The sequence below is a fragment of the Pseudomonas sp. UMAB-08 genome (genome assembly GCF_900095225.1).
Taxonomy (GTDB): Bacteria; Pseudomonadota; Gammaproteobacteria; order Pseudomonadales; family Pseudomonadaceae; genus Aquipseudomonas.
Genome location: NZ_LT607418.1, coordinates 84018 through 106137, shown reverse-complemented (window position 1 = coordinate 106137; position 22120 = coordinate 84018). Strand labels below are relative to the sequence as shown.

Below are 22120 nucleotides of genomic sequence, written 5' to 3'. Positions count from 1 at the left end.
GACTAACAGGTCTCAAAAACCAGGGTTACATTAGCGTTGATCACCAGCAAAAAAAATCCTCAGGATTATCGACATCCAAGTCTTTCAATTTCAAGTATTCAACTAAGCGGACGTCAGCAGGAACCCGGCGATCGCCCCCTCGCCCTTCATATAAATACTCAGTGCGGCTGAGTATTTATATCCGTAATTAGCAATAACTAAATTTCGATTTCAGGTTGTTGGCGAATTAAGCTGAGGTACTGACCATCGAACCCGTGGTGCTACTGCCTTCGTCCTGCAACGCCTGCAACAACGACGCTGTGGCGGTCTGCAACGACCCCGAGGTGGTCGCGATCTGCGATTGTGCTGCCGCTACGTCTGCGGCTTTGGCATCGGCGCTTTCCTGCTTGGCCTGAGCCGCTTGCAGTTGCTGCTGTTGTTCCTGCAGTTGCTTTTGCAGCTCGGCGATCTGCTTGCGCAGCTCTTTCACTGTATCGGATTCAGTACTGCTGCTCGAACTGCTGCCACCGGCAGCAGGCGCTGCACCGCCAGCGGATGTCTTGGTGGTATCGCCGGATGCACTGGTAGTTGCGGTAGCAGACGTGGTATCGCCGCTGCTGTCGGTGATCGTGGTTTTGCTCAAAGGCGTCGAAAGGGTCTGGTTGATCGAAACAGCGGTGATGCTAACCATGGGACTTATCCTGTTTGGGTTTAGGTTAAATCCATCATCGACATCGTTTAGGTATCGAACATTTGGCGGGGTCGACACGGTTGGGGCTGGAAAAGGCCGAGGTCGCGTTGCACTCAATGGGCGAGCTTCAAAATGGTGCGATAGCGAGGGTAGAAGTGGTCGAACGCATCATGCAGCGGTTGGCCAGCCTGCATGAGTTGTCATTGCAGGCGAAACGGATAGTCGCATGAATCCGTCTGCGCCCTGAAGACACGACGCGCCTGAGCGCAAAGGGCACAGAACTGTGTACCAGCTTGCTTACCAAACAGGTACACAGTCGATCTCAAGTCCAGCTAGGCGCGCATTCTCGGCAGACTGTTCCAGGCCCGTGGCGATTTGTCGGATCTGTGCACTGGAATCAGCGGCCTGGCGAGACAGATTGCGCACCTCGTCCGCCACCACTGCAAAACCTCGACCATGACTGCCCGCCCGTGCGGCCTCGATGGCGGCATTTAATGCCAGCAGATTGGTCTGCCGGGCAATGTCCTGAATGCTCCCGACAATGGCGCCGATTCGTACCGACTGACTGCTTAGCTCGTTGAACACCTGGTCGAGACCCTGCATATAGAGATTCAGATCCCCGAGCACACTCGCCGAAGACTGTATGCTTTGCGCACTCGACTTCACCCGTTCGCCAGCAGCCCGTGCCAACTGATCGGCGAAGCGCATGTCCTCCTCAGTCTGCAGCACCGCTTGGGTCAACTGCTCCAGGGTCGCCTGCACTTGTACACCCGGCCACACAGGGTTGGGCATCTGAGCGTGTTCCTGCACAACGGCGACGGGAGCACTGAGTACCGGAACCTCCAGTTCGCGCTTCGGCGGGTCCTGTCGCACAACAGCAGGTTGCCGATGATAAAGCGCGGCTGCGAGCAGCAGTGCCAGGGTTATTCCACCGGCCAGCAGCAGGCGCCCGCTATCACCCCAGGCCAACACCACAGCGCCCACGCCTGCAACCATCAACAGCAAACCAGCCCATACTTTACGTGCTCTATGAGCCTCCATGCCGATCACAGCAGCGTTCAGGTATAACTGAAGATCAGCCGGTTTATCGATAACCTCATGTACGTCAATATTGCGCATGGCATCCGTCTCTCATTATTTTTTTTAGAACGGCGGACGATAAGTCCATCGTTTTTTGAGGCCATGTGAGGCTATGGAGACGAAACAAAACGCAATATCCGACCTGTGCAGATACCTATCCGTTTTGTGCAGAAGTGGCGTCATGGTGCCCGAGGTAGGCAAGACCTGACCCGGGCAAGGGGCCGACAAACGTTTTCAGCAGCTATTTGGACCACCCCCCTCAGACCTTACCGACGACGAAAAACGCCAGGGCTCTCCCCGGTCCATTGCTTGAACGCTCGATGAAACGCGCTGGGTTCACGGAACCCCGCCTCGTGAGCAATTTCGGCGATGCTCATGGACGTCGTTCGCAATCGCTCGAAGGCGATGGAACGGCGCATTTCGTCCTTGATCTGTTGGTAGGTAAAACCTTCACGCTCTAAAGCACGCCGCAGGCTGCTGAGGTTAATCGCAAACTCTGCGGCAAGCTGCTCGAGCGTTGGCCAGTGATCGTAGCCGCAGGATTTCAAGCGTTGATGAATTCGGGCGCTGTATCCCTCTCTGTTACGAAAGCGGATAAACACCGACTGCGGAGCGTTACGTAAAAAGGTGTACAGCGATTGTCGGTCCTGGATGACCGGAAGCTTCAAACATTCCGGGTCCAGTTCGATTTCCGTAATACTCGCGTCAAACTCCACGTAAGCACCCCACAGCAAGTGCTCATCACCGTGCCCCGGCAACGAATGTTCGAATTGCACGCGACTGATGGGCATACGCCTGCCAGCCAGCCAGCACATCAGCCCAATGATCAGAACCATGAAGGTCTCAATCACGATGGCCCGTAAATGCTCATCCTTGCTGGTACAACGCATGACTACCACCCTGCGTTTACCGCGGGCCTGTACTTCGCATTCAATGTCACGCAAGAACAGTTTGAAGTAGTCGAGCGACTGCTTTAGCGCCTTCTCCACCGTAGGGACCTGGATCAATCCTCGGCAGATCAGGGCGAAACTGCCCAAGGGCATGCCATGGGAGTCCAAACCAAAAAACTCGTCGTCAAGCTCCTTCACCACGGCCAGCCAAAGCGCGGCGAAGTTTGTCGCGGCTACCCGTTCAGGTAGTTCATCCAGCGAGCGCTCCGCAAACCCTGCTTGCTCTAAAAGACGACCCGTCTCCACCGGCCGGCCACTAAATTGATAGAGCAGCGCCTTGGCGAAGTAGGAAGAAACGGAGTGTTTTTCGTTCATGGATCCTGGGTTGCCTATGGCAAAAAATAGCAGCTTTGCTGAGCGGTTATGGCATAGGCCCGGCGCCTGCTCGCCCCTTAGACTGTCCACCTGATCTGCATTATCCCAGATGTCGGCTGCGGCGCCATTACCTGAATTCGGTAAGGCCGCTTGAAAGCCCGTCATCCAGACGAGGACACCCTCCATGAACACCCCTGATATTTACGTTGTCGGTGCCGCACGCACTGCAATCGGCACCTTTGGCGGATCGCTAAAAGACGTGCCGATGGCCGATCTGGCAACCACGGCCGTCAAGGCTGCCTTGCAACGCAGTGGCGTCGACCCGGCGCAGGTCGAACATGTCGTAATGGGCAATGTCATTCCGACCGAGCCGCAGGATGCCTACATCTCCAGAGTCGCGGCGATGAACGCGGGTATCCCGAAAGAAACGCCCGCCTATAACGTCAACCGCCTGTGCGGTTCCGGTTTGCAAGCGATCATCTCGGCTGCACAAACCTTGCTGCTGGGCGACGCTGAGATCGCCATTGGCGCGGGTGTCGAGGCTATGAGCCGTGGCCCGTACATCCTGCCCGCCGCTCGCTGGGGCGCCCGCATGGGCAACACCCAGGCGATTGACTACATGCTTGGCATTCTGCACGACCCCTTCCAGGGTATTCACATGGGCATCACCGCCGAGAATATTGCCGTACGCAATGGCATTAGTCGCGAGATGCAGGATGCCCTGGCCATGGAAGACCAGACTCGGGCGTTTCGTGCCATCGAGGAAGGTCGCTTTATCGAGCAAATCGCTGCCGTTGAAATTCGCAGCCGCAAAGGCACGCAACTGTTCAATATCGACGAGCACCCCCGTGCTACCTCTCTGGAACAACTGGCGCAAATGAAGCCGGCCTTCAAGAAGGACGGCTCGGTCACTGCGGGTAATGCCTCCGGCCTCAATGACGGTGCAGCCGCGTTGGTGATGGCGACGGGTGCCGCAGTCAAAGCCAATAATCTGCGCCCCCTCGCCCGCCTGGTCGCTTATGCCCATGCGGGTGTCGAGCCCGAATTGATGGGCCTCGGTCCGATCCCGGCCACGCGTCTTGCGCTTAAGCGTGCGGGTCTGACGGTCGCTGATCTGGACGTTATCGAAGCCAATATCGCGTTCGCCGCGCAAGCATGCGCTGTGACTCAGGAATTGAATCTGGATCCGGCCAAGGTCAACCCGAACGGTTCGGGCATTGCCCTTGGCCACCCGGTCGGGGCTACCGGCGCGATCATTGCGACCAAAGCTATCTATGAACTGCACCGCATCGGCGGGCGCTATGCGCTGGTGACCATGTGCATTGGTGGCGGTCAAGGCATCGCTGCTATTTTCGAACGCGTTTGAGGGGTTGTAAGTGAGTATTCAAAAGCTAGCAGTCATTGGCGCAGGCACCATGGGCAACGGGATTGCCCAGGTGTGTGCACTTGCCGGAATAAACGTGACATTGATTGATATTTCCGATGAGGCGCTCGCAAAAGGTCTGTCGGCGCTGACGGCGAATCTTGATCGCCAGCTACGCAAAGAAACGATTACAGCGGCGGAGAAGCAAGGTGCTCTCGCCCGGATATCCCTCAGCACCGACTACGCGGCGCTGAATGGAGCCGAGCTGGTCATCGAAGCGGCCACCGAGAACCTTGAGCTTAAAAAACGCATTCTCAAACGAATTGATGACACCGTGAGTGATGACTGCGTTATCGCAACGAACACGTCATCGCTGTCGATTACCGAATTGGCGGCAGTGGTCAATCACCCTGCTCGCTTCATTGGTCTGCACTTCTTCAACCCTGTCCCGATGATGGCATTGCTGGAGGTCATCCGCGGTTTGCAAACGTCGGATACCACCCACGCCTTGGCGCTTAAACTCGCCGACCACATTGGCAAGAGTGCAGTCACGGCTCGCAACAGCCCGGGCTTCGTGGTCAATCGTATTCTGTGCCCTATGATCAACGAAGCGATTTTCGTTTTGCAGGAAGGCCTTGCCAACGCCAAGGACATCGATACCGGCATGCAATTGGGCTGCAATCACCCAATCGGCCCGCTTGCGCTGGCTGATCTGATTGGCCTGGATACCATGTTGGCGATCATGGAGAGTTTCCATGATGGCTTCAATGACCCGAAATACCGTCCGGCCCAATTGCTCAAAGAAATGGTCGCGGCAGGTTATCTGGGCCGCAAAAGCGGGCGCGGCTTCCATGTCTATACCTGAACGCTGCTCACGCTTCGCTCAGAGCCGTGACAAGGCACTGGATCTGTTTGCCAGAAAGGGATTCGGTCAGGTTGGCATGCGCGAGCTGGCAACCTATCTCGGGCTTACACCTGGCTCGCTTTACCACCATTACCCAAGCAAACAGCATTTGCTCCTCGACTTGATCGAGGAGCTTTACGAAGAACTGCTGACCACTGTACGTCTGATAGAGCAAAGCCCCGATAACGGGGTGAACACCTTGCAAGTCATTATCCGGGCGCACCTGAATCTGTACCGGGAAATGCCGTTGCACTTTCGCCTGGCTGAACGCGACAGTTGTTGCCTGAACGAAGAACAACAATTGCGTGTCAGCCATTTGCGCGAACAATATGAGCGCCAACTGCTCGTGGCACTGGGGTATAGAACACGGTTGACCCCGCATCGGCTTCAGGCAGCCGGGCACGCCATTGCCTCGTTACTCAGCAGCGCGCCCTCCTGGTTGGCACAGCGCACCCTTGACGATCAGGACCGCGACGAACTGATGGAAGACTTGATGATGGGGGCGATTGAGCGGCTGCTGGCTACACGTCACTCAAGAACGCATGGTCTTCAGGCATCGGTAGCCTGAAGACTCACGATCAGGCGCCCTCACCTTTTCCACTCGAGGAATGGTGGTCTTTCGCCAAACCGCCGCAATGCGTTAAAACTGTTTTTTCATCTTTCCGACAACGTGCACACACAAGTCACTCTGAGGCATTACACGGCAAGCCAATACCGTGCCGGCGGCAAGTTCTTCTACGCTCACATGTGCGCGGCTCATGGCCTTTACTTCAAAGGCGCCGTTGAGAATCTGGACTTTACAGATGCCACATCCACCGCCCCGGCATCCCAATGGAATGCCACGACGGCCAAGACGAGCCATACCATGCAGAACCGACTCACGCTCATCACAGGCGTAATGCTCTCCGGTGTCTTCGATCAGTACTTGATATTCCATGGCCCGTTCTCACTCAGTGGAAGTGACTATCGGCAAGAGTCCAAGAGCCTCTAAAGCGGCATTGGCACATACTTCGTCTTGTTCCTCAGTACTCATCCGCGAACTTCAAGCTTTGCAGCACGCGCACAGATTTCCTGTTCGCGTAAGACATCTGCGCCAATGCCGCCAATCGACCAGTCCTGTGGTTCAACCCGGATGCACCGACCCCGCACAACGTTCCGATCAACTGCTAATATTTCGACCAGCAAGGACGTAAACCCGGTCATTAACTTCTGACGCTCGTCCAATGGGCGTCCTTCGAGCACGATGAACTCGAAGTACGGCGCATGCAGTCGATGGGAACTTACACAGTCTCCGGCAACGGCAAACTCATCAGCTGTATGCAAGGTGATGATGGCCCGCACCCGCTCCATCGGTGACTGTAAAACCTTGCTGTAAAGACGCGAGGCATCCTGGAGCAAACGCGTTTTTTGCTCAGCAGAACAATACCCTTCAACGAGATGGAAATTCACTACCGGCATTTTTAAGGCCTCATACCTATTCTTATATTTATTTATTTTTTTATTCACTCGACCCAAAGCACATCAGGGCAAACCGCGACGTCGTCCAGAATCCAACATCAACGTGGACCCGGTCATCGCGTCAGCCTCGGGCGCTAGCAACACACTAACGGCCCAGGCCACTTGCTCCGGCGTCGTGAAGGCACCGATGGAGGACTCACGACACATCTCCTGCAGAACAGTTTCAGTACTGACACCACGCTGCCTTCCCCGGTCTGCGGCCACTTTGTGCAGACGTTCCGTATCCGCAGGCCCCGGCGCAATAAGATGCGCCGTCACACCTCGCGAGCCATAAGCCAGACTGAGCTGACGTATCGCGTTCGCCAAGGCTGCGTTTGCAACGCCAGCGGAGGCCGCGTATGCCGTGGGTTCAAAACCGTAGTGTCCACCGATAGCGACGAGACGAGATCCTTTGACGAGACTCGCATCCACAGCACGGGTCAGGCGCAACAGACCGCCGACTTTAATATTGACCGCATCTGCCAGCGCAGACGTAGGGGCGTCAAGAACGCCGCCTACGACCGCCACGCCGGGGCCATGGACAATCATCCGTACCGGCCGATCCAGCACGTTTCGGATATGCGCAATGGACTCGTCGGCAGAAATGTCGGCAACGCAAGGGATGACCCTAGGGTGAATCCGGCTCAGCTCATCAATAGCCGCTGAACTGCGGGCCACTGCGACGACGTCCAATCCGTTGGCGCACAGACGCGCAACGATCTGTTTACCAAAGGCACCCGTTGCACCCACCACCACCGCTAATTCATTACGTGAGTTCATCGTCCACCCGCCGTTAAGTTTCGGGTTCGGAGCATGCATCACATGCCCCGAAGTCTATTCAGGTGGGAAGAACGACGCCGCGGGCCTTGGCCATGGTCATTGCCGTGTCGAAAATCATGTCCTCTTGGCCACCGATCATTTTCTTGCGGCCCAACTCGACCAGAATGTCGCGCGCCGGGACGCCAAATTGCAGGCCTGCGCGTTTGGCATGCAGGAGGAATGTCGAGTAGACACCTGCATAGCCGAGCGTCAGCGACTCACGGTCAACCCGCACGATGTGCTCCATCATGGGTACGATGATGTCTTCTGCTACGTCCATCAGCTTGAACAGGTCCGTGCCGGTTTCGATGCCCATGCGTTCGCACACTGCGGCAAACACTTCCAGCGGCGTATTGCCAGCACCGGCGCCCAAACCAGCCACGGAACCATCAATGCGGCTCGCGCCTGCTTCGATGGCGGCGATGGAGTTGGCCACGCCCATGCCCAGGTTGTGATGGCCGTGGAAACCGATCTCGGTCTCTGGATTGAGCACCTCACGCAGGGCACCAATACGTGCTTTTACATCGTCAGGCAGCATGTAGCCGGCAGAGTCGGTGACATACACCGTCTGCGCGCCGTAGGACTCCATCAGCTTGCCCTGCCTGGCGATGCCGGCAGCATCATTGAGGTGCGCCATCATCAAAAAGCCTGAGGTATCCATCCCCAGCTTGCGGGCATAGGCGATGTGCTGGGGCGAGGTGTCCGCCTCGGTGCAGTGGGTGGCCACATGCACGCTTCGCGCACCGCAGTCGAACGCCGAGTGCAGCTCCTTCATGGTGCCGAGCCCTGGAATGAGCAGGACCGATACTTTGGCCTGTTTCATCTTGGGTGCCACTGCGCTGATGTACTCCTCATTCGTATGAGGGGCAAAACCATGCTGCAGCGAATTGCCGCCCAGACCACCGCCATGGGTGACCTGAATGTAAGGCACGCCAGCGTCATCCAGCGCGGTAGCGACCTTGACCATCTGCTCGACACTGATCTGTTCACGCTTGGCGTGCATGCCGTCGCGCAGGCACATGTCGTGCAGGATTACCTTGCGGCCCTTGAGGCTGGAACGGGGGGACTGACTCATTACGCGACCTCCGAAGCTTTAAGCTGAATCTTGCCGGCGAGAATTTCCTCGGCAAACATCTCTGCAGTACGGGTAGCGGCCGCCGTCATGATGTCCAGATTGCCGGCATAGGTCGGCAGGTAGTCGCCCAGGCCCGCCACTTCCAGGAACACGGAGACTTTCTTGCCTTCAAAAACAGGTCCGTTGACCAGGCGGTAGCCCGGCACGTACTTCTGCACCTCGACGATCATCTTCAGAATCGACTCAGTGATTCGGGTTCTATCCGGCTCGTCATCCGTCAGGCAGTAGATGGTGTTGCGCATCATCATCGGTGGGTCGGCCGGGTTGATAATGGCCAACGCCTTGCCCTTGCGAGCGCCACCGACTTTCACAATGGCGCTTGAGGTGGTGTTGGTAAATTCATCCAGGTTGGCACGGGTGCCCGGGCCAATCGACTTGGACGCCAGGCTGGCGACAATCTCGGCATACTCGACGCTCTGAATACGCGAGACGGCATTGACGATTGGGATAGTGGCCTGGCCAGCGCAGGAGATCATGTTGACGTTCATCTCCAGCTTCTCCGCGTGCTCTCGCAGGTTCACCGGTGGCACGCACAGCGGGCCGATAGCCGCTGGGGTAAGGTCAATCATCAGCACGCCAAGGGCGTTTAGCTTGCGGCTGTTTTCGGCATGGACATAGGCGCTGGTAGCGTCAAAAGCGATCTGAATGCCATCTTCAAGCACGTGCGGCAGAAGACCGTCCACGCCTTCATGGGTGGTTTTCAAACCCATGGCACGAGCGCGCACCAAACCCTCGGATTCGGGGTCGATACCGACCATCCAGACAGGTTCAAGCACTGGGCTGCGCAAGATTTTGTAGATCAGGTCAGTGCCGATGTTGCCTGAGCCTATGAGTGCACACTTGATCTTCTTCATTGAGATTGTTCCTTATTCTTCGCGGCGCGCTGTGCCATGGTCATACCGGCCACGTAAAACTCGTCGCTACCGTGCTCGGTAATGAGGATGCGCACTGTTTCTGGAGCACACTCCAGACTGTTGCAAACCGCCGTGGTGACGGCTGCTGCAACGCGGCTCTTCTGCTCAGCGGTGCGGCCTTCGACCATGTGCATTTCGATAATTGGCATGCTTGATTCTCTTCGTTTTTGTCGTTATTCAACGAAACGCATCGACACGGTACCCAGCTCCTGAAAGCGAGCCACAATGCTGTCGCCTGGTTTCACCGCAAGGGCCTCGGTGATGCCACCACTCATCACGAAGCTGCCGGCCGGCAGTATCTCGCCCATATCCGCCAGGATATTCACCAGCATGGCGATGGCTTCGGCCGGATGGCCCATGACTGCCGCAGAGGCACCCATAGCGACGATCTCGCCATTTTTCTCCATCACCACGCCAAGGGTCTTGAGGTCCAGATCATCGACATAACGTGCACGTCCGCCTCCGACAAAGCGCGCGGAAGAACCGTTATCGGCGATCACACTGGCCAGATCGAACTTGAATCCGGAAAATCGCGAATCAATGATTTCGACCGCCGGGAGGACGTAGTCGGTCGCCGCCAAGACGTCCTGGGCGGTGCAACCAGGCCCCTGCAAGTCACTCTTCATAACAAAAGCCACTTCGCATTCAACCCGTGGATGCACCAGGTCTGAAGTGGAGATGGCCGAGCTCTCGGGGCGGGCCATGCGATCGGTCAAAAAGCCGATCGAGGGCACGTTGACCCCCATCTGCTGCATCTTGGCTTTCGACGTCAGCCCGGCTTTCCAGCCCACCAGCTTGTGGCCTTTTTCGATGAAGCGACGACGAAGCTCGCTCTGCACGGCATAACCATCGGCGATGGTCATGTCCGGGTACTCGTCGGTCAGCTTGGGGATGGCATAGGCGCGGGTCTGCGCACCTTCAACCCGCTCGCACAGGCGAACGATGTCCTCACGCAACAGTGTCAGATTGCTGCTCATACTGCGCTCCTCCCGGAAAACTTGACGCGACAGCTACCAAGACCGCCGACGGTACACACCAACTCATCCCCATCTATCACCGGTACCAGCGAAGACTGGGAACCCGAGAGGATCACCTCGCCTGCCTTGAACGGAATACCCAACGCACCCAGGGTATTGGCCAGCCAGGCCACAGCATTCGCCGGTGAACCTTGCACCGCAGCACCCACGCCGGTAGAGAACAACTCGCCGTTCTTCTCCAGCACCATGCCTGCCAGAATGATATCTAGCTTGCGCGGATCGCCCTTGGTTTTACCCAGGACGAACACGCCGCAAGAGGCATTGTCCGCAACGGTGTCCTGGATCTTGATTTGCCAGTCGGTAATGCGTGAATCAACGATTTCGAAACAAGGCACCACGTAGTCCGTCGCACGGATCACGTCCATCGCGGTGATGCCTGGCCCCTTGAGGTCGTGCCTCAACACAAAGGCCAGTTCAGCTTCGGCTTTCGGCTGAATCAACTGGCTGAGGTCGATGGTGTCGCCCTCTTGAAAAACCATGGCCGACGTGAGCATGCCGAAGTCCGGCTGATAGACGCCGAGAAAGTCCTGCACAGGCTTGCTGGTCGCACCGATTTTCTTGCCGACTATGGTTTCACCCGCCGCCAGCCGCCGAGCGACAAAGCGCTCCTGGATACGGTAAGCATCCTCAAGGGTGATCTCTGGCTCACGGGTGAGCAGTGGCGCAACGGCGCGACGGGAGACGAAAGCTTGATACAGCTCATCGCCGTAATGCTCGATCTTTTGCTTGTCCATAAGGGCCTCAGAGTTTCACGCAGATATTTCGGGTTTCGGTGTAGAACTCCAGCGAATGAACGCCGCCTTCACGACCGATGCCCGACTGTTTGGAACCGCCAAACGGGGTGCGCAAATCGCGCAGGAACCAGCTGTTGATCCAGGTGATGCCAACGTCGATCCGCGCCGCCATGCGGTGGGCACGAGATAAATTAGAGGTCCAGAGGGTGGTCGACAGGCCGTAATCGGTCGCGTTGGCTTTCTGCACAACTTCGTCCTCGCTGTCGAACGGCGAAATGTGGCAGCACGGTCCGAAAATTTCTTCCTGCACAACGGAGGCTGTTTCCGGCAGGCCGGTCCAGATAGTCGGCTGCACCCAGGCACCTTCGGCCAGATCCGCCGGCATATCAGGCACGCCGCCACCCGTCACCAGAGTGGCGCCCTCTTCCACCGCCTTGCGGTAGTAAGACAGCACTTTCTGTTTGTGCTCCTGGCTGATCAGCGGGCCGTAGTTGGCATGGTGATCATCAGGACGACCATATTTGACCGCTTCCGCCTTGACCTTCAGGGCCTGGACAAACCGCTCGAAAATCGGACGCTCGACATACACCCGCTCGGTGCCCAGGCAGACTTGGCCCGAGTTGAGGAATACCGAGCGTGAGAAGCTCTCAACCGCCGCATCAAAGTCGGCATCGGCAAACACGATGCCGGCGTTCTTGCCACCCAGTTCGAACGACACATCGCGCATGCCTTCGGAAGCGGCTTTCATGATGGCCGCGCCAGTGCGGGTCTCGCCGGTAAAGGTGATGGCATCGACGTGCGGGTGTTGGGTGACGAACTCGCCAGCGGAGTTAGGCCCGAATCCGTTCACTACGTTGTAGACACCCCTGGGGATGCCCACTGCGTTCATCACTTCACCCAGCAGTGCCGCCGTTTGTGGCGACTCTTCGGACGGTTTGACCACCACGGTATTACCGCAGGCCAGCGCCGGACCTACTTTCCAGGTCATCAGCATGAACGGGGCATTCCACGGACAGATCACGCCGATCACACCCTTGGGGCGACGAATCGAGTAATTGAAGGCGCCGCGACCATCAGGCGTTTCCATCTGGAAGGATTCGCTGGCGACGTTCTTGATCACGTCGGCGAACACTTTGAAGTTGGCCGCCCCGCGCGGGATGAACACGTGCTTCATGACGTGCTCCGGCTGGCCGGTGTCGGACATCTCGGCCTCAACGAAGTCGTCGAAGCGGCGGGTGATTTCGTTAGCTACGCCGTAGAGCAACTCAATGCGTTGATCCGTGGTAAGACCACCCCACTCGCCCTGTAGGGCATTACGTGCAGCGCTGACGGCGGCATCTACCTCGCCGCGTCCGGCTTCACTGATCGAGCAAATAACACTGTTATCGACCGGTGAACGCTTGTCGAAACGTTTGCCACTGGCAGCGCCGACAAACTCACCGGCGATGAAATTTTCAATCTGGCGCATGGAAGCTCCGGGGTGTTGTTCTGTATGACTACCCGCTGCACCTTGCCCAGGTTCAGCGAGTATTAGTCCCTGAAAGCGAGTCTAGAAAAGCCAGGCAATACCGGCTAATACTTTATTTTGCCAACTCTGATACCTACAGGGTATTGACACTGAGGTAACAAAATCAGCCCAGACAACCTCCCTTAACTCACCTGTAGAGAGAGCTTGTCGGCGCGATCAGATAGCCTTGAACAAGGGACTGCGGACCTGCTGAGCATCCGCCGCCGAGATAAACTTCTCGGTATAGATGTCGCGCTCAAACAGGCGTCCCTGCATCAGCGTGCTGATGCAGGAGTCAATCATTAGAGGCGGACCACACAGATAAGCCTTGTGCCCCCTGAAATCATTTTTGAAGTGCGCCTTGGCGGCGTCGTGGACGAAGCCACGGAAGCCTTCCCAGCCAGAGTCCTCCGGCTCATGGGAGAGCGCAGGCACGTAGTTGAAGTTCGCGTATTGCTGAGCCATGGCGAGGAAATCGTCGTGGTAATACAGCTCGCCACGATGGCGTTGCCCATAGATGAGGGTGATCGGCAGTTCAAAGCCTTCCGCCAGCAAATCCAGAATCATTGAGCGCGGGCTGGAAAGCCCGGAACCGCCGCCCATGAAGATCACCGGCATATGCGCCGACTTCTTCACAAAGAAGCGGCCGTAGGGGCCGGTGATGCCCATGCGCTCGCCGACCGTCACCTGCTCGTGCACATAACCCGTACCGCGACCGCCGGGCACGATACGAATATTCAGCTCGATCTCGCCGCCCTCCGTAGGCGCACTGGCAATCGAAAATGCCCGGCTGCCAATACCGTCAGGCAACTGCAGATTGATGTATTGACCGGCCTGGAAGCGCATTCCAGCCGGATCGTCGAGCTTGATCCATACACCCTTGATGGTGGGCGTCAGGGTTTCGATGCGGCTGACCGTACCGGGGAAGTCGCGTACCGGCAGATTCTCGGCATCGGGGTCTTCATCGATTTCCGCCTCAATCACCAGGTCGCTCTCGGCGGTAGCGCAGCAGGCCAGGCACTTCTTCTCTTCGCGCTCAAAATCCATCAGGGCAAAGCTGGAGGCTTCGCCATGCTCAATCTCGCCATCCACCACCTGAATCTTGCAGGTCGCGCACAGGCCGTGGCAGCAGGCGTGAGGCAGGTAGATGCCGGCCCGCAGAGCCGCATCGAGAATGGTCTGACCTTCTTCGATCTCGATGGTCTGACCCAGTGGTTCAATCGTCAGCTCGTAACTCATAGCCCGTCCCCTTCTCAGCTAACTGCGCAAATAGTGTTGAGGCCCGGCGTACTGAACCGCAGCTGATGTTTGTGGCCGATAGCATTTTCGGCCAGGCTGAGATCGAAGTCGGGCACCCAAGGCCGGTTGCCCTTGAGCCACTGGACAGAGCGCCAGTCGATTGCTGCGGTGTCCGGATCCGCTTGCAGCAGCGGCTCGAGGGCGACCTGAATCAACTCGGCGAAGGTCGTCTGCGGCGGCAGACAAAGCAGGAACGGGGCAGCAAAAAGCAGATGGTGATCCCAACTGACGTACACCAGCTGTTTGCCGTTGAAATTCTCAACGCGATCACGGGCAACGCCTACGTACTCTTTAAGGGCTACTACAGGCATCTTGTTCTCCTTATTATTGTGTTGGGGCGTGGTCGCTTCAACTAACGACCACCCCCTTTTAGAGGCTTACTGGTTCGACGTTGCCAGACCACGCCACAGTTCGAAGTTGTGGCGGTCCTGGGAGTCGGCAAAATCGCCATTGTCCTGACCATCTTTCAGCGAAACCCACTCCATCCAGGCAGCCAGATCACCATTGAGCGGCGCTTGGAAGAGTGCAGGCATGGGCAGCCAGGCCTGGATATATTTCTCCGGCTCGTTATTGAAGATTTCCAGACAATGATCAGAGCAGAAGTGGTACGTGTCGCCTTTATATTCAACTTCACGATGGCAAGTAAGCGTCGGATCATTCGGCTCGGTAAATACCGTCGGCAACTGGCAGCACTGGCACAATTTAGCCAGGCCAAAGTTCTTGAACGGCGTGCCTGCGTCCGCCAGCTTCTTGATATGTTCCCAGCGTGGCCGGTAATACGTGTCGAACGTGGTGGGGTACTTGGCAGATAACCATTGCAGGTCCTCATCCGAGGGGATCCATGCATGGAAGGCAGTCCCAAAGCTCCACTGGTAAAGGCCCAGCATGAACTGGTGCGACATGTGATCAATGCCTGCTTCGGCGTCATCCCAGCTCTTCGGTGGACGAATACCGTAGCGCGCCAGGTCCTTGAACAGCGCGCCGCCGTTCTCTGCGCCATAAATATCCCACGCCTCGCGCCACGACATGACGCGCTTGGGCAGCATGTAATCCATCATGGTGCTGACCAGGCCTAGAACCCGGAAGCCGCGCCAGAACCACTTGTCGATCCAGCCCTGAACGATGGGCAGGTTGTCCGGATCCTGCTCGAGCATGAACTTGATGCATTCAAGGCCCAGGGTCATATGCCGTGCTTCGTCCGACTGGGCCGAGAAGCCGAAGGTCACCGTGGCCATGTCACCGTTGTAAGCTGCGCCGGACATGAACGGCACGAACAGCAGGTTGGTCAGCACGTATTCGAACGAGAAGCCGATGGCGATCATGAACTCGAACGGACCGGCCGACATCGCATCGTCAAAGAACGAACGCGCCACAGACGTGTACCAGATGCGGTCACGCTGATCAGCAAACGCATGGAAGCCGTTGTAGAACTTGTTGTAGTTGGACAGTGCGTGGACTTGCGTCTGGGCGTGGCGAATTTCATCAATGGCCTGCATCTGACAGGCCACTTGCGTCCCTACACCGCGAAACTCGCGGCCCACACGAGCAAACCCTTTGTGCGCGGCGTACTCACCCGGACTGATGGCCTGCAGAAATATTTTCAAGGCCGACAGATAGCGTGCATCGGTAATATTCAGATGGCCGTTATTCTGCGCATGGGCGTCAATAATCGCGTAAAACTTGCGCTCTTTTTCCGCCTGATACTTCCAGTACGCATCCATGGTCAAGCGGAACGGATCTTCCCACTTGTTCCAGTCATGGATCTTCAGCCCTTCATAGGCAATGTAGGGAAAGATTTCTTCCTCGGTGCGATAAGACGGTTCCCATGCCAAGTCACGCGTCAACAAGCGGTACTTTTCTTTCGCATTCATTTTTTTATTAGTTGCTTTCATGTCCATGCTAAATAATCTCGCTTAGTTGCCCCAGGTCAGGGTCAAGGAGTCTTCGTCTTCAACGACGTTGCCGGAGAGCGTGATCAGGTTGATATTCAACTCTTGCATATCAAAGCTGCGGCCCAGCTGTTCTTCAATGGTTTCTCGGCGAATGACCAAACGGCCAGGCGCATTGATCTTGACCATCGCCGGTTCACGATTGACCACGGCCTCGGGGTTATCTATTTCAATCGCCTCGATAATGGGGCGGGTCTCTTCATTGGTTTGCAATGCAATAAACACAGTCGACATAGAAACCTCTCAGACCACAACGCCGGTTTTTTCAAGGCGAGCCTTGAAGGCGATCAATTGTTCAGCCATGACCTCATCGGCCTGGTCTGCAAAAACCTGCTCAATCACCGGCAGTAAGGCTGCGGCGGCGCGATCACGCCAAACGGTTGTCCAGGCCTGCAACTGCTCGCGGTTTTGCTCGGACTCAGCGGCCGCTACCTTCATGACCGCATCGACCCATTTGCGGGTCTCCTCAAACCAGTCGCTCATGAATTGTGTGAGCATGGCCACCGCCGAGCCGCCATTGGCCGCGAACCGGTCATCCACGATGCGCCCGTACACCAGCGGATAGAGCAAGCCATCCAGAGCCACGTTTTGCGCGACAAACAGCTCGAACGGATCGCGTACCGTCATGCAGTCCTCGGTATAACGACGCAGTGCTTGCCAGGCGTCCCCTTCCATCCAGGCGACCTTGCCCTCTTCAAGGGCTTCGGTGCCACCTAGCAGCAGGCCAATACGCGACAGGTATTGAGCCGAGCCCAGGTTATCCATCGCGTGGTACATACACGGTTGGGTAAACACCGTGCTGTAGCCGTAACCGCAGATGAAGGTGTTGTTCAGATTGGCGCCCCAGGCAGCGTGACGCAGCGGCACCAGCAGATTGAGCGCGGAGCTGCGCAGATCGTCCGAAAGCATGTCGGCCAGGCCGCGGGTTTCGACGAAGTTGAAGTTCGCTTCGGTGTTTTCTTGCTGACGCGCGCGCGCCAGCGTGTAGGTGCTGTAGTAAAACTGACGCGGGTCTTTCAGGGCGTACCAGTCGCGCATCACGATCTTGGTGATGCTGGCGTCGTAAAGCGCCTGCTCCGGGTCCCAGGTCGGCCGGTAGTGCAAGTTTTCCTCGGGCTGGATGTCGTAGCTGCCTTCCTGATAGCGCGAAGAGGGTTTGTCGCCAAAACGGCGGGCCAAGTGATCAAACGTCTGTCGCAATGGCTGGATGCTGACCGTGCGAAGATCTATATGCATGTGTATCTCCCACCAGCGTTTCACCCAAGGTGAAACGCCCAATTCGATTAGTGTTTGAAACGAACCTGTGTGGCGTCAGCGAGTCGCCAATCCCAATCAGCCGAAGCATCGTCCTCGTCCGTAGCCGGAGTCGGCGCGGGCATCAACGCAACCTTGTTGGTGGCGCAGAACTCGACGAATGCTTCATGAGTCAGGATCATTTCAACGAATAACCCGGGCTCGCCAATGGCGAAGTCGAACTCGACAAAGCGGCTCCCGCGATTGCCGGTAACCCGTACAAAACGCTTTTGCGTATCCAGGTCGGCCGGCTGCATTTCCAGTGACTCATCGGGCAAAGTCATGGATGTGCCCTCAGGTCACTACAGTCAGGAAAGTTTCGTGCAGTTTGCGCTGCGGGTAGTCGAGGCCCTGGGCGAAGTTGTCGTAGGTCCAGGACAGCGGCTCGTAATCCGGGTAAGGGTGGTAGCCGCCCATGAAGGTTTCAAAACGATTGCCGGAGGGGTCCCACGCATAGATGGTGCAGCCGCGGGTTACGCCATGACGGGTAGGGCCAATGTCAACGTTCACTTCGTTCATCGACATGATGTCGCCGGCACGCAACACCTGCTCCCACGACTCGAGGAGGAATGAGCAGTGGTGCAGCTTGCCCTTCTCCGGATACTCGACGAAGGCGATGTCATGGACTTTGTGCGAGCAGGACAACCAGATGCCCATGTCACTGTCGCCATCCGGGCTGAGTACGCGCTCAACCAGAAAGAAGCCCAGGACGTCGGTGAAAATCTTCTTCACTTCGGCGATGTTCGGGCCATACAGCAAGCAATGATCCAGCTGGATAGGGGCGATGCCATGTTCGCGCTGAGCGTTCCACGGAGCCGGGTTGACTTGGGGAATGCCGTTACCTATGCGAGTTTTCTCCGCATACAACTCGATCAGATGGCCGGATGGCAATTCGAAGCGCACGCGCTCGCCGGTTTCCAGCATTTCACCTGCCGGAATGCGGGTAGTGACCAAACCGTATGCTTGCAGGTCGGCATCAAGTTTTTCCAGAGTGGCTTTGTCCAACACCTTGAAGCCAAAGAAATCGATGCCAGCGGTATCCGCTTCACGAATCACATAGCAGTTGTGATCACGCTCGTCCCAGCATTTAAAGTACACGCGCCCCTGGTCATCACGCCCGGTTTCCACCAGGCCCAGTACGTTGCGGTAAAAGTGAATGCCTTCTTCAAGGTTCAACACGCGCACCTGGGCATGCCCTGGACGCAATACACCTGTCATCGCCATTTGTTGTCTCCATTATTGGCTAGATGAGGTTGGCTCTGCGCGTGCCCTTTCGGGCTAGCGACAAGCCGGACTTACAGTCTCGATCTAACATTGCATAGAGGATGCCAATAACTGTAACTATATGATTTAGTTCGTTTTATGTGGAAAAACAAAAGAATAAACATCTTTCGCTGGATGACGTTTCTGTACATTCGCCACTTGCGCCTTACAAAAACGTAAGGCTGTACATCAGCAAAACGCGATGCCCCGAGCAAAACGATGTCCCCCCCTTGGCAGATGAGCCCGGAGCGACCGTTAAATAGGCAAAAAAAACACGTCGAGCGACGTGTTTGGCATAGGACTTCTCAATAAACAGGCATTCTCGCCGCCTTCGCGGTCATGTCATGGGAATGCCGGGGTTAAAGAGCCCCTATGGATTGATTGGTGTACGCTTTTGTCAGGCGCTATTCGGAGACTGCTCGATATCACCCAACACCTGTTTCACCCGATACGCCAACTGACGACGGGTTATGCCGAGTAGACGCGCCGCGTGGGTGAGGTTGCCATTGGCCCGCAAAACAGCGAGCTGCAAAAGACGGGCTTCATGTGCCTGAAGATCGAAGCCCTCATCAAGTAAGCTTTCGTAAAGTTTATCTTTCCGGGCTTCATCCGCATTGCCCACTTTCCCCTGCTTGTCGATAACGGCACCGAGCGCAGTCACGGGGCCCATGCCAGGGAACAGATGTTCTACATCAATTTGCCCCCCGGAGGGTGCAAGCAAAACAGAACGCTCAACCAGGTTTTCAAGCTCACGAACATTGCCCGGCCAGTCATAGGCCATCAGCTCTTGCATCGCCAGATCGCTGATACCATGAATCGTCTTGTGATAGAGCGGTGAGTATTTTTCGATAAGCACCGAGACCAACACCGGAATATCCGATTTGCGCTTGCGCAGAGGTGGAATCTCTAATGGATAGGTCGCCAGGCGATAGTAGAGGTCGGCGCGAAAACGACCATCAGCAATGGCTTGTTGCAGATTGACGTTGGTGGCGGCAACCAGCCGCACACTGACCTTGCGGGGCTTGTCATCGCCCAGTCGCTCTACTTCGCCGGTTTGCAGTACCCGCAAGAGCTGCACCTGGGCCGAAGGAGAAAGCTCACCCAGTTCATCAAGGAATAGCGTGCCACCATCGGCTCGCTCGAACTTGCCGGGTCGTGAATTCTGCGCGCCGGTATAGGCTCCTTTCTGCACACCAAAAAGCTCTGATTCGATCAGGTCGTTGGGAATCGCTGCACAGTTAATGGCTACAAACGGCTTATCTGCACGATCACTGTTTTCGTGCAGCCACTGGGCAAATACCTCTTTGCCGACCCCGGTTTCACCCAAGAGTAAAACCGTTATAGGACTGCTGGCTGCCTTGCTGAGCAAACTGAAAGCGGCACTAAACGCAGGGGAGCTTCCCACCAGTTTGCCGGGTGGGCGCTGTTCGCGCTGACGACCACGTACTTGCCACAGCTCCTCTTGCAACTGTTCAAAAGAGGTTTCCTTATCTTTTGCCTCCAGACAGTGTTCGAGGAACGGGTCATCTCCCCACTCTTCCACCGGCTTGCCAACCAGTACGCAGTTAGCGTCACCACAACACACGCATTTGGTTTCACGAAAAACGATGAAACGCTTGAAGAATCGAGAGGTATAGCCCGATGCATAGCCCGACAGGTGCCAGCAAGCGACCTCATTGCCAGCGCCGAATAACTGCAGATGCGATTCAGCTTCCCATGAGTTTTCACATTTCACTTCGCCGAAAAACGTCCCTTTTTCCCAGTCTATTTTGGCTTCGGTGATTGTTGATCGAACCAGTCCTTCAAACGCGTGCAGCTCAGGGCCGATCTTGAAAACGTCATAGTCGTCACCTGCGCCATAGAGCTTTTGCGCGAGGTCGGCATCATGTTGGCCAGCTGCAAAACCCATGCGAAACAAAAGTCCTTTGGCGCGCCTGGCCCCAAGCGACTCAAACAACTCTTGGCGCAAGGCCCCAAAGGCCTTGGCGTGAAGTAGCAGCATGCGGTTTTCGTCGAGCCAGATCTGCCCGCTCTCGATATTGAAGCGCAGCCGTGAACGCAAATTGAAGCGTTCGATAAGGGGTTGCTCGATCATGAACATTCCTAAAGCGTAACGAAGCACGAGCCTGTCGATCTTGAAGACGGTAAAACTCACCACGATCGATTGCGTTTATTATTGTGCGTGCGATCTGAGACTTTCGCTGCATGGGTCTTAGTTTATGCGGATAACGTGACACATGCCTCTTTGACTTTTAGGTAAGCGTTTCTGATCAAAGGAGTCGTGCGCTCACGTATCTGTTTCAGCTTCCCGCCTTGGGCCGCATTGAGCAGTTCGTCACGAAGCACGCGATAACCGTTCAAAGCATCCCGTAAATGGGTGAAATGAGCTTTACGTGCGCCACCCCCTACCCCGTCATCTAATTGCGCACGCTCAAGCAGATGATCGATTTCTGTGTCCAGAGAGCGTATCCGCTCTATATGCGGCAGCATCTGCGAGGTAGCGCGGGCATTCAAAACCATTATGTTGTGAGCACGAACTTCTTCGATTGCGTCGATCATGGAGGCCAGCGAGTTACGACTGACATCTATTTTGTTCGCCAGTACTTTCAGATCCACCAGGCCCAACATCAATTGGCGTAAACCCGCATTGCAGTCGTTGACCCGGTTATCCAGTTCGCTGGCCAAGCGGGCCACACCACCAGAGTCTTCCAGCAATTGCCCGGTCTTCTGCACTTCGACACTGGCACGCTGGGCAATCTCCTCCACTGCGCTAACGGTATTTTGCGCAGTGCCTGCAATACCCCTCAGCACCCCGCAAGCATCGTCGGCTTGCTTCACGCCCTCGGTGGCTTCCTGGCGAGCCTGAGCCAGGCGCTGTTCAAGACGGTCAATACCGTCGCCGATCAGAGCGATGATTTCTCCGACACCCAGTGTAGCGTCACCCGTGCTCTCCGCCAGCTTGCGGACTTCATCAGCGACCACACTGAAACCCCGGCCTTGTTCACCCGCTCGGGCAGCCTCAATAGCGGCATTGAGCGCCAACAAATTAGTCTGCCCTGCGATGCTCCTGATAATGGCAACGATCTCGCTGATGCGTGCAATTTGATGACGAACACCATCAAATTCCTCACCCACTCCTGTCACCACATTGGCCAGATCGACCATCGCGGCAGCCACCTGCTGCACCTGCTCGCCACCACCAGATACCTGATTACGAGCATCGGTAGTCGCCGAGGCCAGTGCAATGGCTTCGCCCGACGTGGCCCGAGCGCGCTCAGCCATACCCTGGACTTCGACCATTGAGTTCACCGCCAGCTCTGACTGCCGGTCCGCTGTGCCAATGGCCTCCGTGAAACCCGAGACCAGTGTGCCAGCGGAAATCGTCAGCTCC

23 protein-coding genes and 2 pseudogenes are annotated in these 22120 nt (G+C 56.5%); 4 read left to right on the top strand and 21 right to left on the bottom strand.

Going from position 1 to position 22120, the window contains the following annotated elements; all coding sequences use genetic code 11:
* Positions 1–226: 226 nt before the first annotated feature.
* Complete coding sequence (locus tag K0F75_RS10340) at positions 227–670, bottom strand: hypothetical protein (protein WP_219061773.1); 444 nt, start codon at positions 668–670, stop codon at positions 227–229.
* Positions 671–729: 59 nt separating this feature from the next.
* Between K0F75_RS10340 and K0F75_RS25690 the strand changes: the two are divergent.
* Positions 730–900, top strand: a pseudogene (locus K0F75_RS25690) (chemotaxis protein); the annotation flags it as partial.
* A 67-nt stretch (positions 901–967) separates the two neighbouring features.
* Here K0F75_RS25690 and K0F75_RS26220 read toward each other — a convergent pair.
* Positions 968–1201, bottom strand: a pseudogene (locus tag K0F75_RS26220) (methyl-accepting chemotaxis protein); the annotation flags it as partial.
* 815 nt (positions 1202–2016) lie between these two features.
* Positions 2017–3015, bottom strand: coding sequence for an AraC family transcriptional regulator (locus K0F75_RS10330; protein WP_219062032.1), 999 nt, complete (start codon positions 3013–3015; stop codon positions 2017–2019).
* 184 nt (positions 3016–3199) lie between these two features.
* On the opposite strand from K0F75_RS10330, the gene K0F75_RS10325 reads away from it, so the two are divergent.
* From K0F75_RS10325 to K0F75_RS10315, 3 genes are read left to right on the top strand one after another with little or no spacing between them, the layout of a single operon-like run.
* The gene (locus K0F75_RS10325) at positions 3200–4381 is read left to right on the top strand and encodes an acetyl-CoA C-acyltransferase family protein (protein WP_219061772.1); all 1182 of its coding nucleotides are present in this window, start codon (positions 3200–3202) and stop codon (positions 4379–4381) included.
* 10 nt (positions 4382–4391) lie between these two features.
* Complete coding sequence (locus tag K0F75_RS10320) at positions 4392–5243, top strand: 3-hydroxybutyryl-CoA dehydrogenase (protein ID WP_219061771.1); 852 nt, start codon at positions 4392–4394, stop codon at positions 5241–5243.
* A complete protein-coding gene (locus tag K0F75_RS10315) occupies positions 5230–5850 on the top strand; it encodes a TetR/AcrR family transcriptional regulator (protein WP_219061770.1) in 621 nt (206 codons plus the stop codon). Before K0F75_RS10320 ends, K0F75_RS10315 begins: the two co-directional genes overlap by 14 nt.
* A 72-nt stretch (positions 5851–5922) precedes the next feature.
* On the opposite strand, the gene K0F75_RS10310 is transcribed toward K0F75_RS10315, so the two are convergent.
* The 18 genes from K0F75_RS10310 to K0F75_RS10225 all read right to left on the bottom strand — a co-directional run bounded on the left by K0F75_RS10310 (position 5923) and on the right by K0F75_RS10225 (position 22011).
* The gene (locus K0F75_RS10310; RefSeq protein ID WP_219061769.1) at positions 5923–6219 is read right to left on the bottom strand and encodes a 2Fe-2S iron-sulfur cluster-binding protein; all 297 of its coding nucleotides are present in this window, start codon (positions 6217–6219) and stop codon (positions 5923–5925) included.
* A gap of 92 nt (positions 6220–6311) precedes the next feature.
* Entirely contained in the window at positions 6312–6788 is a 477-nt protein-coding gene (locus K0F75_RS10305) for a tautomerase family protein (RefSeq protein WP_257604300.1), read from the bottom strand.
* A 15-nt stretch (positions 6789–6803) separates the two neighbouring features.
* Positions 6804–7559, bottom strand: a complete 756-nt coding sequence (locus K0F75_RS10300) for an SDR family oxidoreductase (RefSeq protein ID WP_219061768.1) — start codon at positions 7557–7559, stop codon at positions 6804–6806.
* 58 nt (positions 7560–7617) lie between these two features.
* Positions 7618–8673, bottom strand: a complete 1056-nt coding sequence (gene dmpG / locus K0F75_RS10295; RefSeq protein ID WP_219061767.1) for a 4-hydroxy-2-oxovalerate aldolase — start codon at positions 8671–8673, stop codon at positions 7618–7620.
* Complete coding sequence (locus tag K0F75_RS10290; RefSeq protein ID WP_219061766.1) at positions 8673–9587, bottom strand: acetaldehyde dehydrogenase (acetylating); 915 nt, start codon at positions 9585–9587, stop codon at positions 8673–8675. Before K0F75_RS10290 ends, dmpG begins: the two co-directional genes overlap by 1 nt.
* Positions 9584–9796, bottom strand: coding sequence for a tautomerase family protein (locus K0F75_RS10285; RefSeq protein ID WP_219061765.1), 213 nt, complete (start codon positions 9794–9796; stop codon positions 9584–9586). Before K0F75_RS10285 ends, K0F75_RS10290 begins: the two co-directional genes overlap by 4 nt.
* Positions 9797–9820: 24 nt before the next feature.
* Positions 9821–10624, bottom strand: coding sequence for a 2-oxo-3-hexenedioate decarboxylase (gene dmpH / locus K0F75_RS10280; protein WP_219061764.1), 804 nt, complete (start codon positions 10622–10624; stop codon positions 9821–9823).
* Positions 10621–11418 (bottom strand): 2-oxopent-4-enoate hydratase, encoded by a 798-nt coding sequence (dmpE, locus tag K0F75_RS10275; protein WP_219061763.1) that lies wholly within the window; start codon positions 11416–11418, stop codon positions 10621–10623. The genes dmpH and dmpE overlap by 4 nt, the downstream gene beginning before the upstream one ends.
* 7 nt (positions 11419–11425) lie before the next feature.
* Positions 11426–12886, bottom strand: a complete 1461-nt coding sequence (locus tag K0F75_RS10270; RefSeq protein WP_219061762.1) for a 2-hydroxymuconic semialdehyde dehydrogenase — start codon at positions 12884–12886, stop codon at positions 11426–11428.
* A gap of 216 nt (positions 12887–13102) precedes the next feature.
* Positions 13103–14164, bottom strand: a complete 1062-nt coding sequence (locus K0F75_RS10265) for an NADH:ubiquinone reductase (Na(+)-transporting) subunit F (protein ID WP_219061761.1) — start codon at positions 14162–14164, stop codon at positions 13103–13105.
* Between the two features lie 14 nt (positions 14165–14178).
* Positions 14179–14535, bottom strand: a complete 357-nt coding sequence (locus K0F75_RS10260; RefSeq protein ID WP_219061760.1) for a phenol hydroxylase subunit P4 — start codon at positions 14533–14535, stop codon at positions 14179–14181.
* Between the two features lie 66 nt (positions 14536–14601).
* Positions 14602–16122 (bottom strand): YHS domain-containing protein, encoded by a 1521-nt coding sequence (locus K0F75_RS10255; protein WP_219061759.1) that lies wholly within the window; start codon positions 16120–16122, stop codon positions 14602–14604.
* Between the two features lie 15 nt (positions 16123–16137).
* Positions 16138–16407 carry an MmoB/DmpM family protein gene (locus K0F75_RS10250; protein WP_219061758.1) on the bottom strand — a complete coding sequence of 90 codons (270 nt, stop codon included), beginning with the start codon at positions 16405–16407 and terminating at the stop codon, positions 16138–16140.
* 9 nt (positions 16408–16416) lie between these two features.
* Positions 16417–17409 (bottom strand): aromatic/alkene monooxygenase hydroxylase subunit beta, encoded by a 993-nt coding sequence (locus tag K0F75_RS10245; RefSeq protein WP_219061757.1) that lies wholly within the window; start codon positions 17407–17409, stop codon positions 16417–16419.
* Between the two features lie 47 nt (positions 17410–17456).
* Positions 17457–17750, bottom strand: coding sequence for a phenol hydroxylase subunit (locus tag K0F75_RS10240; protein WP_219061756.1), 294 nt, complete (start codon positions 17748–17750; stop codon positions 17457–17459).
* A 10-nt stretch (positions 17751–17760) separates the two neighbouring features.
* Positions 17761–18690: a catechol 2,3-dioxygenase gene (locus tag K0F75_RS10235; RefSeq protein ID WP_219061755.1), complete on the bottom strand. Its 930-nt coding sequence runs from the start codon at positions 18688–18690 to the stop codon at positions 17761–17763.
* Positions 18691–19126: 436 nt separating this feature from the next.
* A complete protein-coding gene (locus K0F75_RS10230; protein WP_219061754.1) occupies positions 19127–20824 on the bottom strand; it encodes a sigma-54-dependent Fis family transcriptional regulator in 1698 nt (565 codons plus the stop codon).
* Between the two features lie 122 nt (positions 20825–20946).
* Positions 20947–22011 (bottom strand): methyl-accepting chemotaxis protein, encoded by a 1065-nt coding sequence (locus K0F75_RS10225; protein ID WP_374028635.1) that lies wholly within the window; start codon positions 22009–22011, stop codon positions 20947–20949.
* Positions 22012–22120 lie beyond the last annotated feature (109 nt).

Bases quoted from the DNA above. Each gene is read 5' to 3' on its own strand.
- K0F75_RS10340 (WP_219061773.1), bottom strand. From the start codon at position 670: ATGGTTAGCATCACCGCTGTTTCGATCAACCAGACCCTTTCGACGCCT.
- K0F75_RS10330 (WP_219062032.1), bottom strand. From the start codon at position 3,015: ATGAACGAAAAACACTCCGTTTCTTCCTACTTCGCCAAGGCGCTGCTC.
- K0F75_RS10325 (WP_219061772.1), top strand. From the start codon at position 3,200: ATGAACACCCCTGATATTTACGTTGTCGGTGCCGCACGCACTGCAATC.
- K0F75_RS10315 (WP_219061770.1), top strand. From the start codon at position 5,230: ATGTCTATACCTGAACGCTGCTCACGCTTCGCTCAGAGCCGTGACAAG.
- K0F75_RS10310 (WP_219061769.1), bottom strand. From the start codon at position 6,219: ATGGAATATCAAGTACTGATCGAAGACACCGGAGAGCATTACGCCTGT.
- K0F75_RS10300 (WP_219061768.1), bottom strand. From the start codon at position 7,559: ATGAACTCACGTAATGAATTAGCGGTGGTGGTGGGTGCAACGGGTGCC.
- dmpG (WP_219061767.1), bottom strand. From the start codon at position 8,673: ATGAGTCAGTCCCCCCGTTCCAGCCTCAAGGGCCGCAAGGTAATCCTG.
- K0F75_RS10290 (WP_219061766.1), bottom strand. From the start codon at position 9,587: ATGAAGAAGATCAAGTGTGCACTCATAGGCTCAGGCAACATCGGCACT.
- K0F75_RS10285 (WP_219061765.1), bottom strand. From the start codon at position 9,796: ATGCCAATTATCGAAATGCACATGGTCGAAGGCCGCACCGCTGAGCAG.
- dmpH (WP_219061764.1), bottom strand. From the start codon at position 10,624: ATGAGCAGCAATCTGACACTGTTGCGTGAGGACATCGTTCGCCTGTGC.
- dmpE (WP_219061763.1), bottom strand. From the start codon at position 11,418: ATGGACAAGCAAAAGATCGAGCATTACGGCGATGAGCTGTATCAAGCT.
- K0F75_RS10270 (WP_219061762.1), bottom strand. From the start codon at position 12,886: ATGCGCCAGATTGAAAATTTCATCGCCGGTGAGTTTGTCGGCGCTGCC.
- K0F75_RS10265 (WP_219061761.1), bottom strand. From the start codon at position 14,164: ATGAGTTACGAGCTGACGATTGAACCACTGGGTCAGACCATCGAGATC.
- K0F75_RS10260 (WP_219061760.1), bottom strand. From the start codon at position 14,535: ATGCCTGTAGTAGCCCTTAAAGAGTACGTAGGCGTTGCCCGTGATCGC.
- K0F75_RS10255 (WP_219061759.1), bottom strand. From the start codon at position 16,122: ATGGACATGAAAGCAACTAATAAAAAAATGAATGCGAAAGAAAAGTAC.
- K0F75_RS10250 (WP_219061758.1), bottom strand. From the start codon at position 16,407: ATGTCGACTGTGTTTATTGCATTGCAAACCAATGAAGAGACCCGCCCC.
- K0F75_RS10245 (WP_219061757.1), bottom strand. From the start codon at position 17,409: ATGCATATAGATCTTCGCACGGTCAGCATCCAGCCATTGCGACAGACG.
- K0F75_RS10240 (WP_219061756.1), bottom strand. From the start codon at position 17,750: ATGACTTTGCCCGATGAGTCACTGGAAATGCAGCCGGCCGACCTGGAT.
- K0F75_RS10235 (WP_219061755.1), bottom strand. From the start codon at position 18,690: ATGGCGATGACAGGTGTATTGCGTCCAGGGCATGCCCAGGTGCGCGTG.
- K0F75_RS10230 (WP_219061754.1), bottom strand. From the start codon at position 20,824: ATGATCGAGCAACCCCTTATCGAACGCTTCAATTTGCGTTCACGGCTG.
- K0F75_RS10225 (WP_374028635.1), bottom strand. From the start codon at position 22,011: ATGGCTGAGCGCGCTCGGGCCACGTCGGGCGAAGCCATTGCACTGGCC.